The sequence below is a fragment of the uncultured Luteimonas sp. genome (assembly GCF_947492465.1).
Taxonomy (GTDB): Bacteria; Pseudomonadota; Gammaproteobacteria; order Xanthomonadales; family Xanthomonadaceae; genus Luteimonas.
On the sequence record NZ_CANLNF010000001.1, the window covers coordinates 804,052 to 817,969 of the forward strand.

At 69.9% G+C, this 13,918-nt stretch carries 17 protein-coding genes; 9 read left to right on the forward strand and 8 right to left on the reverse strand.

The window, feature by feature from the left end; genetic code table 11:
• Window positions 1–25: 25 nt before the first annotated feature.
• The 5 genes from Q0863_RS03620 to Q0863_RS03640 all read right to left on the reverse strand — a co-directional run bounded on the left by Q0863_RS03620 (window position 26) and on the right by Q0863_RS03640 (window position 4,158).
• Window positions 26–1,153, reverse strand: a complete 1,128-nt coding sequence (locus Q0863_RS03620; RefSeq protein ID WP_298575117.1) for a phospholipase A — start codon at window positions 1,151–1,153, stop codon at window positions 26–28.
• Window positions 1,150–2,349, reverse strand: a complete 1,200-nt coding sequence (locus Q0863_RS03625; protein WP_298575119.1) for a mechanosensitive ion channel family protein — start codon at window positions 2,347–2,349, stop codon at window positions 1,150–1,152. Before Q0863_RS03625 ends, Q0863_RS03620 begins: the two co-directional genes overlap by 4 nt.
• A 53-nt stretch (window positions 2,350–2,402) precedes the next feature.
• The gene (locus Q0863_RS03630; protein WP_298575122.1) at window positions 2,403–2,906 is read right to left on the reverse strand and encodes a DUF456 domain-containing protein; all 504 of its coding nucleotides are present in this window, start codon (window positions 2,904–2,906) and stop codon (window positions 2,403–2,405) included.
• 153 nt (window positions 2,907–3,059) lie between these two features.
• Window positions 3,060–3,539 (reverse strand): peptidoglycan-associated outer membrane lipoprotein precursor, encoded by a 480-nt coding sequence (locus Q0863_RS03635; protein ID WP_298575124.1) that lies wholly within the window; start codon window positions 3,537–3,539, stop codon window positions 3,060–3,062.
• Window positions 3,540–3,696: 157 nt separating this feature from the next.
• Window positions 3,697–4,158: a hypothetical protein gene (locus Q0863_RS03640; RefSeq protein ID WP_298575127.1), complete on the reverse strand. Its 462-nt coding sequence runs from the start codon at window positions 4,156–4,158 to the stop codon at window positions 3,697–3,699.
• Window positions 4,159–4,224: 66 nt separating this feature from the next.
• Here Q0863_RS03640 and Q0863_RS03645 point away from each other — a divergent pair, with 66 nt between their 5' ends.
• On the forward strand, window positions 4,225–5,022 hold the full coding sequence (locus Q0863_RS03645; protein ID WP_298575129.1) for a tRNA threonylcarbamoyladenosine dehydratase: 798 nt from the start codon (window positions 4,225–4,227) through the stop codon (window positions 5,020–5,022).
• Between the two features lie 27 nt (window positions 5,023–5,049).
• On the opposite strand, the gene Q0863_RS03650 is transcribed toward Q0863_RS03645, so the two are convergent.
• On the reverse strand, window positions 5,050–5,844 hold the full coding sequence (locus Q0863_RS03650; protein ID WP_298575131.1) for a TatD family hydrolase: 795 nt from the start codon (window positions 5,842–5,844) through the stop codon (window positions 5,050–5,052).
• Window positions 5,845–5,868: 24 nt separating this feature from the next.
• Window positions 5,869–6,099 carry a DUF6116 family protein gene (locus tag Q0863_RS03655; RefSeq protein ID WP_298575133.1) on the reverse strand — a complete coding sequence of 77 codons (231 nt, stop codon included), beginning with the start codon at window positions 6,097–6,099 and terminating at the stop codon, window positions 5,869–5,871.
• Window positions 6,100–6,266: 167 nt separating this feature from the next.
• On the opposite strand from Q0863_RS03655, the gene Q0863_RS03660 reads away from it, so the two are divergent.
• The 5 genes from Q0863_RS03660 (at window position 6,267) to Q0863_RS03680 (ending at window position 11,900) form a co-directional block, all read left to right on the forward strand.
• Complete coding sequence (locus Q0863_RS03660) at window positions 6,267–7,037, forward strand: glycine zipper 2TM domain-containing protein (protein WP_298575135.1); 771 nt, start codon at window positions 6,267–6,269, stop codon at window positions 7,035–7,037.
• Window positions 7,038–7,151: 114 nt separating this feature from the next.
• A complete protein-coding gene (locus Q0863_RS03665) occupies window positions 7,152–8,315 on the forward strand; it encodes an acyl-CoA dehydrogenase family protein (protein ID WP_298575136.1) in 1,164 nt (387 codons plus the stop codon).
• 77 nt (window positions 8,316–8,392) lie between these two features.
• Window positions 8,393–8,929 carry a GNAT family N-acetyltransferase gene (locus Q0863_RS03670; protein ID WP_298575138.1) on the forward strand — a complete coding sequence of 179 codons (537 nt, stop codon included), beginning with the start codon at window positions 8,393–8,395 and terminating at the stop codon, window positions 8,927–8,929.
• Window positions 8,926–9,567: a glutathione S-transferase family protein gene (locus tag Q0863_RS03675; protein WP_298575140.1), complete on the forward strand. Its 642-nt coding sequence runs from the start codon at window positions 8,926–8,928 to the stop codon at window positions 9,565–9,567. The genes Q0863_RS03670 and Q0863_RS03675 overlap by 4 nt, the downstream gene beginning before the upstream one ends.
• Before the next feature lie 59 nt (window positions 9,568–9,626).
• Window positions 9,627–11,900: a thiamine pyrophosphate-dependent enzyme gene (locus Q0863_RS03680; RefSeq protein ID WP_298575142.1), complete on the forward strand. Its 2,274-nt coding sequence runs from the start codon at window positions 9,627–9,629 to the stop codon at window positions 11,898–11,900.
• 55 nt (window positions 11,901–11,955) lie between these two features.
• Here Q0863_RS03680 and Q0863_RS03685 read toward each other — a convergent pair whose 3' ends face one another.
• The gene (locus Q0863_RS03685; RefSeq protein WP_298575144.1) at window positions 11,956–12,765 is read right to left on the reverse strand and encodes a folate-binding protein; all 810 of its coding nucleotides are present in this window, start codon (window positions 12,763–12,765) and stop codon (window positions 11,956–11,958) included.
• Window positions 12,766–12,778: 13 nt separating this feature from the next.
• On the opposite strand from Q0863_RS03685, the gene Q0863_RS03690 reads away from it, so the two are divergent.
• From Q0863_RS03690 to sdhD, 3 genes are all read left to right on the forward strand, one after another.
• Window positions 12,779–13,036 (forward strand): DUF1674 domain-containing protein, encoded by a 258-nt coding sequence (locus tag Q0863_RS03690; RefSeq protein ID WP_298575145.1) that lies wholly within the window; start codon window positions 12,779–12,781, stop codon window positions 13,034–13,036.
• Between the two features lie 79 nt (window positions 13,037–13,115).
• Complete coding sequence (gene sdhC, locus Q0863_RS03695; RefSeq protein ID WP_298575147.1) at window positions 13,116–13,511, forward strand: succinate dehydrogenase, cytochrome b556 subunit; 396 nt, start codon at window positions 13,116–13,118, stop codon at window positions 13,509–13,511.
• Entirely contained in the window at window positions 13,508–13,918 is a 411-nt protein-coding gene (gene sdhD / locus Q0863_RS03700) for a succinate dehydrogenase, hydrophobic membrane anchor protein (protein WP_298575149.1), read from the forward strand. Before sdhC ends, sdhD begins: the two co-directional genes overlap by 4 nt.

A 13,918-nucleotide genomic window follows, 5' to 3' on the forward strand; every position in this document is an offset into this window, starting at 1 on the left:
GACGCCGGCGGGGGCGCGGTCGGGTTCAGTCCGGGCGCGGTGCGAACCATTCCTGCAGCGACACTCCCAGCCCGACGTACGTCGCCTTGTGGTTGTAGTCGATCAGGCTCTCGCCGTAGCCGTGGAAGACCTGCAGGCGGCCGCGCATCGGCAACGACTCGTGGATAGGGAAGCCCCAGTCGAACTGCAGCGCGCCGCGCGACCGGTCGCCGCCGCGCAGCGAATGGCGCGCCATCAGGGAGAACTCGTTGCGCCCGCGCAGGTAGGTCAGGGTCGCGTCGCCGCGGCCGATGTAGTCCTCCATCCCCGGGTTGTCGTCGTCGCTGCCGTCGCTCACCCGGATCCAGGGTCGCAGCATCAGCGCCCAGTTGTCCCGGTCCAGGCCGATGTTGAACATGATCCGGTTCCAGCTGCGCGACATCGGATCGCCGCGGCCGTTGGACTGGTGGTTGATGCCGACCGCCGCCATCCGCCCGTTCCAGCCGCCGATGCTGTAGCCGTTGCGGAACACCAGCAGCACTTCGGGCTCGTAGTTGGTCTCGCGGAAGGGACGCGACTGGTCGCCGTTGTAGACCTGCCAGCGCGAACTCTGGGTATAGCCCATCCAGATATCGCCGTTGTCGCCGAACAGGTTCTCCACGGCCTTGGTCTTGAAGCTGAGCTGGAACTTGGTCTCCAGCGAATCCAGGCCCATCGGCGAGGTCACGGTGTTGTCGGGATTCGCCGACCGCGGCATGTCGTTGACGTCGGAGGTCCAGAACACCGGCATCAGGTAGACCGGTTTGTAGACGCGGAAGTTGAAGATCCCCAGCTTGGAGTCGCGCGCCAGTTCCCAGCGGCTGTCGAGCAGCGATCCGCGCCCGGCGTTGCCCAGCGCCTCGTCGAGCGGATCGTCGTGACGGAACAGCCGGCCCTCGTCCACGGCGGTGGTCGCCGGCGCGGCGTCGAGCGCCTCGCGGGCGCGGGCAGCGGCGATGTCGGCTTCTTCCGGGCCGGTGGCGCGGCGGCCGGCGAGTCCGTCGTAGCAGGCCAGCCGGGCGGCATCGACCAGCAGTGCGGCGCAGCCTTCCAGGGTGGTCGGGGTCTGCGCCAGGCAGGGCGTGGCGGTGAACGCCAGCGCGGCGAGGGTGGCGGGGACGAGGGATCGGGTCATGGCTGGGCCGCGGGAGGTTCGAGGAGGTTGGTGTCGGCCGCGGCCGCTTGTTGCGCGTCCGCCAGCTGGCGATCGATGTCGCGGTTGACCGAGGTGTCGGCGTCGGTGCCGTGGACCGGCTCGGGACGGGCCGCGGAAGGTTCGTCCGCGGACTGGCGTGCGGTGAGGATGTGGTAGGTGGTGCGCGGCGGCTCGATGCCTTCCCGCGCGAACGCGGCCTTGACCAGGCGGATCGACTCGCTGCGCACCTTGCCCAGGTCGCTCTGGCGCTGGTCGACCCAGCCGAAGAACCGCAGCACGATCCCGGCCGCGCCGTACTCGTGCACGGTCCACGACGGTCCCGGATCCTGCAGCAGGCCCTCGACCCGGCAGATCTGTTCCAGCGCCAGCGACTGCGCGGCGCGGATCGACTGGCCCACGTCGATCGGGATGGTGAAGTCGAAGCGGCGATTGGGATTGCGCGTGTAGTTGAGGATGATCGCCTTGAACACCAGGGCGTTGGGCAGGCGCAGTTCGTTGCCGTCGAGCGTCATCAGCACGGTGGTGCGCGAGTGCAGCGCCACCACCTTGCCCTCGTTGCCGTCGACCACCACGTGGTCGCCGGGTGCGAACGGCTGGCGCAGGCTGAGCAGGATGCCCGCGACATAGTTCTCCGCGATGTCCTTGAAGGCGAAGCCGAGCACCAGGCCGACCACGCCCGCCGATCCGAGCACTGCGGTGACCAGCGCGGTGGCATTGAGCAGGTTGAGCGCCACCACCACGCCGAACAGGATGATCACGGTCCGCACCACGTTGCGGATCAGCCCGTTCATGTAGGGGTTGCCGGTGCGCAGCCGCAGCAGGTGCAGGCGCCGCGAGACGAAGCCGGCGAGCCAGGCCGAGAACACGATGATCAGGATCGCCACCGCCAGCAGCGGCAGCCAGGCGATGAACTCGGTCAGGCCTAGCGACAGCTTGTCGAACGCGAATTGGAAACGCCCGCGCAGGTCGGTTTCCGGCGGGGCGGGCACCTGCGCCTCCGCTCCGGACCGATCCTCCGCCGCCGCTGGCGCGGGCGCCGGCTCCGCCGTGGGAGCCGGCGACTGCCCAGCCTGCATCGCGATGGCGGGCGCGGCCGCGGACAGTCCGGCGAGCAGCAGCAGGGACAGCAACAGGAAGGCGAACCTGCGCAAGGTGCGCGACGGCAATGCGGGCATGCGGGCGGGATGTCGGAAAAGCGGCAGTCTAGCCGCGCGCCTGCAAGACCGCGTCAATCGGTCCACCAGGCCAGCGCGAAGATGCCGATCATCGCGAAGGCCAGGGTGAGCTTGAGCACGATGCCGACGAAGATCCCGAACCAGGTGCCGACCCCGACCTTGGTGGCGCGTCCGAGATCCTGGTGGGCGATGCCCCGGCGGTCGACCAGTTCGCCCATTACCGCGCCCACGAACGGACCCGCGAATACGCCCACCAGCCCGAAGAACAGTCCCACCAGCGTTCCCGCCAGTGCGCCGATCACCGCCAGCCGGCTGGCGCCGACGCGCCTTGCGCCCGCGGCCGAGGCCAGGAAGTCCACGCCGATCGAGACCAGGGTGAGGATGGCCAGCACCAGCAGGGTCCATCCGCCGATCTGCTGGAAGTCGCCGGCCCAGGCCGCCAGCAGCATCCCGGCGAAGACCAGCGGCAGCCCGGGGATGGCCGGCAGCACCGTGCCGGCAACGCCGACCAGCACCAGCAGCAGCGCTAGGGCGTAATAGATCGATTGGGTGTCCATGCATGCTCCGGGGTCGGCGGCAGGCGCCGCCCGGGCATTCTGGCAAAAAAGCGGGGCGCTGCCGCAATGGCCGCGCCCCGCATCTCATTCGCGTCGTTCCCGCACGGCTGCGGCACCTCGGGTGCTGCAGCCTCCTACATCAGTAACGCGACCTCAATACAGCCAGGCGCGGCCGTTCTGCACGCGCACGTAGGAACCCTCGCGGATCCCGTCCAGTTCGGCCTGGTGGACCGACGTGGTGCGGCCGTCATCCATGCGCACATGCACGGTATAGCCGCTGCGGTTGCCTTCGACCCGGTTCTGGATGGCGTTGCCGGCAACCGCGCCACCAGCCGCGCCGGCCGCTACGGCGACGTTGCGGCGGCCTTCGCTGTCGGTATTCCTGCGCGCCAGCTCCTTGGCGGCGACGGCGCCCACGATGCCGCCCAGGACCGGGCCGGCGATGTTGGTGCCGCTGTCGCGGGCGGCGGTCTGGATCGAGACCACCGTGCCGCAGTCGTAGCAGCGGCCGGACGGCGGCGCGGGCGAAGTCGATCCGTAGCCGGAGCCGTAGCCGGGCGAGGTACTGGCGCAGCCGGCCAGTGCGAGCGTCGCGATGGTGGCGACACAGGTCATGCGCATGCGGATGTTCATGGAAAGCTCCTCAGCTCTGGGGACGAGCGGCCACGCGTTGCGCGGCACGGTCCGGATACTGGAAGCGACGCGGTGAACACCGCGGCAATGCCTGCGTACCGACGCGCTCGCGCGCCAGCCGGTGCAGTTGCGGTTCAGTCCCGCGCGGGTTGCGCGATCAGCGGAAGTCCTGGTGGCAGGCCTTGCAGGCCTCGCCGATCTTGGCTGCCGCCTGCTGCACGCCTTCGCAGCCGACGGCCGGCGCGGCCAGGGCCGCATCGAGGGTGCCGCGGAACTGCGCCGCGTGCTGCACGAAGCGCTGGTCGTCGCGCAGCTCCGGGAAGGCGCGTTCGAAGTCGTTGCCGAGGCTGCGGAGGGACTGCAGGTGGGGCAGGGTGTCGGTCGGGCTGCAGCGGTTGGCGCTGGCGTTGTCGCGCAGCTGCGCGGTCTGCGCTGCGACCACGTGCATCAGTGCGCCCGGATAGTGGTCGCGCCAGGTCTTGCGCGACTCCAGCGTGCGCAGCAGCATCACCAGCGCCACGATGCCGATGACCAGTCCCAGCAGGAAAACGAAGAGATAGCGCGAAGCGGCGGAGGGCGGCTTGCGTTCCGATCGGGTTCCCGGCGGCGTTGCGGACATGGCGGTGGCGTGGCTTGGCGTGGCCGGCGACGATAGCACGCGGCGCGCCCGTTAGACTTGCCACCCATGGATGACACGGTCTGGAACGAACGTTTTGCCGGCATCGACCGGCTGTACGGCCGCGGCGCGGTCGGTCGCCTGCGCGGCAGGCGCGTGGCGGTGGTCGGCCTGGGTGGCGTCGGCTCGTGGGTGGCCGAGGCGCTGGCGCGCAGCGCGGTCGGCCATCTCGCGCTGATCGACGCCGACGACCTGTGCCTGTCCAACACCAACCGCCAGCTGCCGGCGCTCGCCGGCGGCTATGGACGCAACAAGGCCGAGGCCATGGCCGAGCGCTGCCGGGCGATCAGCCCGGCGATCTCGCTCGACGTGGTGCCGATGTTCGTCACGCCGGGCAACGTCGGCGAACTGCTCGACCAGCGCTTCGACCTGGTCGTGGACGCCTGCGACAGTTTTCGCAGCAAGGTCGAACTGATCGCCTGGTGCCGCCGCCGCAAGTTGCCGGTGATCGCGGTGGGCGCGGCCGGCGGGCGCACCGACCCCACCCAGGTGCGGGTGCGCGACCTCTCCCGCACCGAGCATGACGCGATGCTCGCGCTGATCCGAAAGAAGCTGCGCGCCGAATTCAACTTCCCCAAGAACCGCGATCGCTACTTCGGCGTGCCCGCGATCTATTCGCTGGAGAACGTGAAGTACCCGCAGCCCGACGGCACCGTCTGCGGGTTGCGTCCGGCCGCCGGCCCCGACGCCGCGCTCAAGCTCGACTGCGGCGTGGGCCTGGGCGCGGCGACCCATATCACCGGCGCGTTCGCGTTCGCCGCGGCGGGCAAGGCGCTGGAGATCCTGCTCAAGCCGGCGAAGGGCTGAGCCGGGCGATCCAACCGCGCACGCCGGTCACGGCGCGGGCAGGGCGAACAGTCGTCGGGCGTTGGCCGTGGTGGCCGCGGCGATCTCGGCCGGATCGGCCTCGCGCAGGCGCGCGATCGTGTCCAGTACCGTGACCAGCCGGGCCGGTTCGTTGCGGCCGCCGCGGTTGTCCGAATCGGGCTGGTCGGGCGCATCGGTCTCGAGCAGCAGGTACTCCAGCGGCATGGACGCGGCCAGCCGGCGCAGGCGCCGGGCGCGATCGTAGGTCACCGGTCCGCCCAGACCCACCAGGAATCCGAGTTTCCACAGCTGCCGCGCCTGCTCCTCGCTGCCGGAGAAGCTGTGCACCACGCCGCGCAGCGTATTGGCCTGCCCGGATCCGGCGCCGCCGATCCGCCGCACCGCCGCGATCACCGCATCGACCGCGCGCCGCGCATGCACGATCACCGGCAGGTCGAACTCCCCGGCCAGGCGCAGCTGGCCCTCGAACCAGTGTTGCTGCTGGTCGCGGTCCAGGCCCTCCAGGAAATGGTCCAGGCCGCATTCGCCCACCGCGACCGGGTGTTCGCGTTCCAGCCAGTCGCGCAGGCGCTCCAGGTCGCCGGGGCGGTGCCGGTCGAGGAACACCGGGTGCATGCCGTAGGCCGGGTACAGCCCGGGTGCAGCGCCGCATGCCTCGCGCAGGCCGGGCCAGGCGTCGGCATGGGTGGCCGGTACCACCTGCAGTCGCACGCCGGCCGCCCGCGCGCGCCGCACCACCGCATCGCGGTCGGCGTCGAACTCCCCGGCGTCCAGATGGCAGTGGCTGTCGACCAGCAGCATGGGGTCGCCCGTCCGTCCCGTCGGTCAGCGTCGGCGCGCGTCGCCTTCGATGGGCTGCTCGCGCGGTGCCTTGCGGTGCTTCCAGTTCGCCAGCAGCAGGGTGCCCAGTCCCAGCACGATCTCGTCGATGAAGGGGATGGGATCGAAGGGCCAGAGCACGCTGATCGCGAACGCCGCGGCGGTCATCTTGAACAGCGTGGGATAGCGCAGTCCGCGCGCCCAGTTGAGCAGCGGCAGCAGCAGGGGGTTGGCCATGGCGGTGGCGTCCGGTGAAGTGGCGACGGGATCACGCTATCACGCCGCGCACGCAGCGGAATTCATCGCCTCGTCAGTCTTTACGGAACTTTTCCGGGCGGCGTTCAGCTTGATGGTGCTGCAATCACCCCGCACATGCAGCGGGCGTGGACCCGAAGGAGATCGTCATGAAGAGCAATACCCTCGCCATCGCCCTGGCCGCCCTGCTGGTGGGCGGCGTCGCCATCGGCGCCTACCACAACAGCCAGGATGCGGAACCGGCCGCCGGCGCCGAAGCCGCGGCGGGCGCGCTCGACTATGCCGACGTCATCGGCGTGGCCCCGGTGACCGAGAAGGCCGAGCTGTTCGCCACCGTGATCGGGTCGGAACCGGTGCGCGAGACGACCACGTCGTCCTCGCCGCGCCAGGTCTGCGAGGACGTGGTGGTGCAGGAACGGCTGCCCGAGCGCGACGGCAATGTCGGCGGCACGGTGGCCGGCGCGGTGATCGGTGGCCTGGTCGGCAACCAGGTCGGCGGCGGCAACGGGCGCAAGCTGGCCACGGCCGCGGGCGCGACCGCGGGCGGCATGATCGGCAACCGCGTCGACCGCAACCATGTCGGCGGCCGGGTCGTGGAGCGGGTCGATCGCCAGTGCCGCACGGTCAACGACACCTCCCAGTCCTCGCGCGTGGTGGCCTGGAACGTCACCTATCGCAATCCCGACGGCACCACCGGCACGATGCGCACCGGCGAGGAGCCCGGCGACCGCATCTCGCTGGGGACCGAGGACCGGACCGTCGCCTACGACGTGACCTATCGGTACGACGGCCGCAGCGAGACCATCCGCCTGCAGGAGGATCCGGGCGATCGCCTGCCGGTGATCGATGGCGAGGTCATGGCCCGGGTTGCCACAGCGGGCGGCCCGGACCGCGCGCTGGCGGGCCAGAGCCTGCAGTAGTCGCCTCCACTCGCATCGCGACCCCGACGGGCCGGCACCTTTGCCGGCCCGTTTTCGTTGTGGCCGGGGGCGGGGCGGACCGTACAATATGAAACTTTCCCGCCCGAGCCCGCCATGGCCCTGCATCCCTACGACCTCTACGACGTCCGTTCCCTGCTCAGCGACGAGGAGCGCGCGGTCCAGGACAGCGTTGCCCGGTTCACCGACGAGCGCGTGCTGCCGATCATCGGCGAGTGCTTCGACGAGGGCCGCTTCCCGACCGAGCTGATCCCGGAGATCGCGGGCCTCGGCCTGCTCGGCGCGACGCTGCCGGCCCAGTACGGCGGCGCGGAGCTCAACTACGTCAGCTACGGCCTGATCTGCCAGGAGCTCGAGCGTGGCGACTCGGGCCTGCGCAGCTTCGCCAGCGTGCAGTCCTCGCTGTGCATGTACCCGATCTTCGCCTACGGCACCGAAGAGCAGAAGCAGCGCTGGCTTCCGGACATGGCGGCGGGCAAGGTCATCGGCTGCTTCGGCCTGACCGAGCCGCACGGCGGCTCCGACCCGGCGAACATGAAGACCCACGCGAAGCGCGACGGCGACGACTGGGTGCTCAACGGCTCCAAGATGTGGATCACCAACGGCAACCTGGCCGACATCGCCATCGTCTGGGCGCAGACCGAGGACGGCATCCAGGGTTTCGTGGTCGAGAAGGACTTCGCCGGCTTCAAGGCGCAGCTGGTCAAGCACAAGATGAGCCTGCGCGCGTCGGTGACCAGCGCGCTGTTCCTCGACAACGTGCGCGTGCCGGAGGCCAACCGGCTGCCCAACATCAAGGGGCTCAAGGGTCCGCTCGGTTGCCTCACGCAGGCGCGCTACGGCATCACCTGGGGACCGATCGGTGCGGCCATCGCCTGCCTTGACGAGGCGCTCGGGTACTCCAAGGAACGCATCCTGTTCAACCGCCCGTTGGCGGCGACCCAGAGCGCGCAGATCAAGATGGCCGACTGGGCGCGCCGCATCACCAGCGCGCAGCTGCTGAGCCTGCAGCTCGGCCGCCTCAAGGACGCCGGGAAGATGCAGCCCACCCAGGTCTCGCTGGCCAAGTGGAACAACTGCCGCATGGCCATCGACATCGCGCGCGAGGCACGCGACCTGCTCGGTGGCGCTGGCATCACCACCGAGCACAGCCCGATCCGGCATGCGCTCAACCTGGAATCGGTGATCACCTACGAGGGCACCGAGACGGTGCACCAGCTGGTGGTCGGCCGCGAACTGACCGGCATCAACGCGTTCTGATCATCGATCGCCGCGTCCGCACCGGCGGGAGCGGACTTGCAGGGTGGGGGTGTCGTGCCGTGGCCGATCCCGGTCCAGTGATTGAAACCGCGCGTCTCGTGCTGCGTCCGCCGCAGCTTGGGGATTTCGAGCGCTACGCCGAACTGTTCGCCGACGAGGAGGCGAGCCGCCATATCGGCGGCCAGCTGCCGCGCGGCGCCGCATGGCGGCGTTTCCTGCAGATGCCCGGCGCCTGGGCGCTGCAGGGCTTCGCCATGTTTTCGGTCGTCGAGAAGGCGAGCGGGCAGTGGCTGGGGCAGATGGGGCCCTGGCGGCCCGAGGGCTGGCCGGGCAACGAGATCGGCTACGCCTTCCACCCGCAGGCCTGGGGCCGGGGCTATGCGCTGGAGTCCGCGGTCGCGGCCATCGACTGGGCCTTCGACACGCTGGGCTGGGACGACATCATCCACTGCATCTCGCCGGCCAACCTGGCTTCGAAGAAGGTGGCGCAGCGGCTGGGGTCGACGCTGCTGCGCGAGGGGCGGCTGCTGCCGCCGCCGTCCGACGAAGTCGATGTCGAACTCTGGGGCCAGTCGCGCCCGCAGTGGCGCGAGCACCGGAGACGCCTGGCATGATCACGATCCATGGGTATTCGCCTTCGGGCAACTGCCACAAGCTGCGCCTGCTCCTTGAACAGCTGCAGTTGCCGCACCGGTGGATCGAAACCGACAGCAGCCGCGGCCAGACGCGCACGCCCGAATACCTGGCGCTGAATCCGAACGGCAAGGTGCCGATGCTGGTCCGCGCCGACGGCGGCGTGCTGGTCGAGTCCAACGCGATCCTGCACTACCTCGCCGAGGGCAGCCCGCTGCTGCCGCAGGATCGCTGGACGCGCGCGCAGGCTTTGTCGTGGATGTTCTTCGAGCAGTACAGCCATGAGCCGTACATCGCGGTGGCACGCTTCATCTGCGGCTGGACGCCGATCGATTCGTCGCGCCGGGCGGAGCTGCCCGGACTGCGCGAGCGTGGCCACCGTGCGTTGGTGGTGATGGAGCGGCACCTGGCCAGGCAGCCCTGGTTCACCGGGCAGGACTACGGCGTCGCCGACATCGCGCTGTTCGCCTACACCGGTGTCGCCGGCGACGGCGGCTTCGACCTGGCCCCTTACCCGGCATTGCGCGACTGGCTGGCACGCGTGTGCGCCACCCCCGGCTTCGTGCCGATGCCGCCGCCTGCGCCGGAGCATGCCGCGCTGATTGCGGCGTCGCACTGAATCCGCCTTTCCCCGACCGTCCCGCGGGTCCAGCCGGTCCCGCCCTGCGAAGACACTGCATGTTCACGACCGTTCCCACCCCCATCCCGGCCCGCATGAAGGGCCTCAACCGCGCGGAGATCTGTGACGCGAACTTCCAGGAGTTCGTGCGCGGCTGGAACGGCCGCGCCGATGCGAAGCCCGCCGACGACGAGACCGTCCTCGACGGCAGCGCGCTGGATGCGCGCGGCTTCCGCGAGCTGTTCGAATCGCAGTTGGTCAGCCGCCACCTCGACCTGATGGCGCGGGTGCTGCGGGTGCAGAACAAGGTCTTCTACACCATCGGTTCCAGCGGCCACGAAGGCAATGCGATGGTCGCGCGCCTGACGCGGCATACCGATCCGGCCTTCCTGCACTACCGCAGCGGCGGCTTCATGGCCGAACGCTTCCGCAAGCTGCCCGGCATGGATCCGGTGATGGATTCGGCGCTGTCGTTCGCGGCCTCGAAGGACGACCCGGCCAGCGGCGGCCGCCACAAGGTCTGGGGCAGCAAGCCGCTGTGGGTGCTGCCGCAGACCTCGACCATCGCCTCGCACCTGCCCAAGGCCTTCGGCACCGCGGTGGCGATCGAACAGGCGCGCCGCATCGGCCATGCGCTGCCGATCCCCGGCGACAGCATCGCGATCTGCTCCTTCGGCGATGCCTCCAGCAACCACGCCACCGCGCAGACCGCGTTCAACGCGGCGGCCTGGACCGCCTACCAGAAGCTGCCGGCGCCGGTCCTGTTCGTGTGCGAGGACAACGGCATCGGCATCTCGGTCAAGACGCCGGACGGCTGGATCGCGCGCAACTTCTCGCGTCGCCCGGACCTGGACTACTTCGCCGCCGACGGCCTCGACCTGGCCGGCGGCTACGCCGACGTGCAGCGCGCGGTGGATCACTGCCGGCGCACGCGGCGCCCGACCTTCCTGCACCTGCGCACCACCCGGATCATGGGCCACGCCGGCACCGACTTCGAGATCGAGTGGCGCAGCCTCGAGGAACTGTGCGCGGTGGAAGCGACCGATCCGCTGCTGCGTTCGGCCGCGATCGCGCTCGAATCGGGCCTGATGTCGAAAGACGAGGTGCTGGCGCTGTACGAGGACACGCGGCGCAGGTGTTTCGCCGCGGCCGAAGACGCGGACCGTCGCCCGCGCCTGTCCACGCTGGAAGACGTGATGGCACCGCTGGCGCCGTACACCCCCGATGCGGTGCAGGCCGAGGCCGCGCGCGCCGACCACGCCGAACGCCGGCTGCAGGCCTTCGGCGGCGAGGCGAAGCTGCCCGAGAACCTGCCGCCCAGGCACCTGGCGCCGCAGATCAACGCCGCGCTGCACGACCTGTTCGCCAAGTATCCCGAGGCGTTGCTGTTCGGCGAGGACGTGGCGCAGAAGGGCGGCGTGTACACCGTCACCAAGGGCCTGCAGAAGGCCTTCAGTGCGCGCCGCGTCTTCAACACGCTGCTCGACGAGACCATCATTCTCGGGCTCGCCCAGGGCTACGCCAACATGGGCCTGCTGCCGCTGCCCGAAATCCAGTACCTGGCCTACTTCCACAACGCCGGCGACCAGATCCGCGGCGAGGCGGCGAGCCTGCAGTTCTTCAGCAACGGCCAGTACCGCAACCCGATGGTGATGCGCATCGCCTCGCTGGGCTACCAGCGCGGCTTCGGTGGTCACTTCCACAACGACAACTCGATCACCGCGCTACGCGACATTCCCGGCCTGGTGGTCGGCTGCCCCAGCCGCGGCGACGATGCGGCCACCATGCTGCGCACGCTGGTGGCGCTGGCGAAAGTGGACGGCCGCGTGTGCGCCTTCCTCGAGCCGATCGCGCTGTACATGACCAAGGACCTGTACGAACCCGGCGACGGCGACTGGCTGACGACGTATCCCGCACCCGGCCAGGCGATGGTGCTGGGCGAGGAGCGCGTTTACGACGCCGATGCCCGCGACCTGGTGATCTTCACCTTCGGCAATGGCGTGCCGATGAGCCTGCGCGCCGCGCGCGCGATCGAAGCCGCGCATGGATGGAAGGTGCGCGTGGTCGACCTGCGCTGGCTGGCGCCGCTCAACGATGCGGCGATCGCGCGCCACGCAGGTGAATGCAGCCGCATCCTCGTGGTCGACGAGGGCCGCCGCAGTGCCGGCGTGGGCGAGGGCATCATCACCGCGATCGCCGAAGCGGGTTTCGGCGACAAGCCGCTGCGACGCGTGGTCGGTGCCGACACCTTCACCCCGCTGGCGGGTGCGGCCTTCCTGGTGATTCCTTCCGACGAGGAAATCGTGGCGGCTGCGGACGCGCTGGCCGGCTAGCCACCGCGCGGGGTGGTGCCGTCCCGCGGGCCGGCACCGGATCGTCGTCGCGGCCTCAGCGCGCCAGTCCGTCCAGCAGCTGCAGGCGCCGGCAGGCGACGCCGCCTGCGAGCCAGGGGCCATCGCCGCTCTCCAGCGGCAGTACCGCCAGCGCTTCGTTGCCGGCGACGCTGGCGACCGTGCCGGCGGTGCGGTCGGGCGCCTCTGGACTGAAGACGTCCCCGGTCGGGATCGCGGTTTCGGCGCCCAGCCGGACCAGGCCGCGCTTGGCCTGTCCCAGGAAGTGGGTGCGCGCGACGATTTCCTGGCCGGGATAGCAGCCTTTCTTGACGCTGTAGGCGCGCAGCCGGTCGAGCGAAAGCTGTTGCGGGGTCCACTGTCCGGCCTGTTCCGCATCCAGCCGCGGCAGGCCGTGGGCGAGGTCGCAGGCGCGCCAGCGGGCGGCGGCTCCCGGATCGTCCGGCGCCGCGCCCGTCGTCACGGCCAGGGTGCGCGGCCCGCCGGCGCCACCGAAATCCAGCTGCAGGTCAACCGGTGACGCCGCGCCGGCGAACGCGGAGCCGGCCGCGACCTCGGCTGGCCCGAAGCGGCCGCTGACCGACAGTCCGGTTTCGTGCGCGATGCGCAGCTTGCTGCGGAACACGTAGCGCGACAGCGCCGCCACGAAGCCCTCCGGTTCGGCATCCGCCAGCAGCAGGTGGAGGCTGTCCGCATCGTGACGGAGCAGGGCGAACAGCGCGATCACGCGCCCCTTGGGCGTCAGCCAGCCGTTCCACTGCCAGTGCCCCGGCTGGAGCGCATCGACGTCGCCCATGAACTGGGCCTGCGCGAAACGAGACGCATCCGCGCCATGCAGGCTGATCACGCTCCAGCCTGGGATGGCGAAAAAAGTGCCGGAGGACGTTGTTGGCTTGTCGGACATGGGGCGCGGGCTTAAACTTTCGTTCGTGAAAGGCCACGACATCTTAGGCGAACCAGGCAAGGACGATCCGCCGGCGGCGCAGCGTCCGCTCGCCGAGGAGCCTTCGACCGCCGTGCCGCAGCCGCCTGTGACGTCGGAAATCGACGGCCGCGACGGCCTCGACCCGACCCGGTACGGAGACTGGGAAAAGAACGGCCGCTGCATCGATTTCTGATTCCATGCGGGGCCGAGGCCTGATCGGCCAGCCCGATCCAGCCACGCGGTTCCGCCGCCAGCCAGGAGACCAGCCAGCGATGGCATACCGCAAACGCCCCCTGTCGCCCTTCATGCTGGGGCAGACGTATCGTTTCCAGATCACGTCCCTCATGTCGATCCTCCACCGCATCACCGGCATCTCGCTGGCGCTCGGTGGCATCTCCCTGGTCTGGTGGCTGATGGCGATCGCCATCGGCGGCGACGCCTACGAATTCGCGTCGCGCCAGTGGTCCTCGCCGCTGGGCATGCTGTTCCTGTTCGGCTTCACCCTGGCCCTGGTCTACCACCTGCTCAACGGCATCCGCCACCTGCTGTGGGACGCGGGCTGGGGCTACGAGATTCCCAAGGTGTATGCCTCTGGCATCGCCGTGTTCGTGGTCGGCGTGCTGCTGACCGGACTGATCTGGTTCTTCGGCCTGCGGGGTGCGGCATGAGCGGTGGTGGAGAAACTTCGCGCGCAGCACCGTTCCGCACGCCGCTCAAGCGCGCGCGCGGGCTTGGCGCCGGCAAGTCGGGCACCGACCACTTCTGGATGCAGCGGGTGACCGCGATCGTCCTGGCGCCGCTGGCGATCTGGTTCGTCTGGACCCTGGTCACCCTGGTGGGCGCCGACCTGGAAACCGCACGCGGCATCATCGCGCGGCCCTGGAACACGATCATCTTCGCGGTGTTCCTGGTGTGCATGTTCTGGCACGCCAAGCTTGGCCTGCAGATCGTGATCGAGGACTACGTGCACACGCGTTCGCTCGAGATCACCGCGCACTTCCTCAACAATTTCCTTTGCGGGCTGGGCGCCATCGCCTCGCTGTATGCGATCGCCCGCATCGCCTTCTCCGGCTGA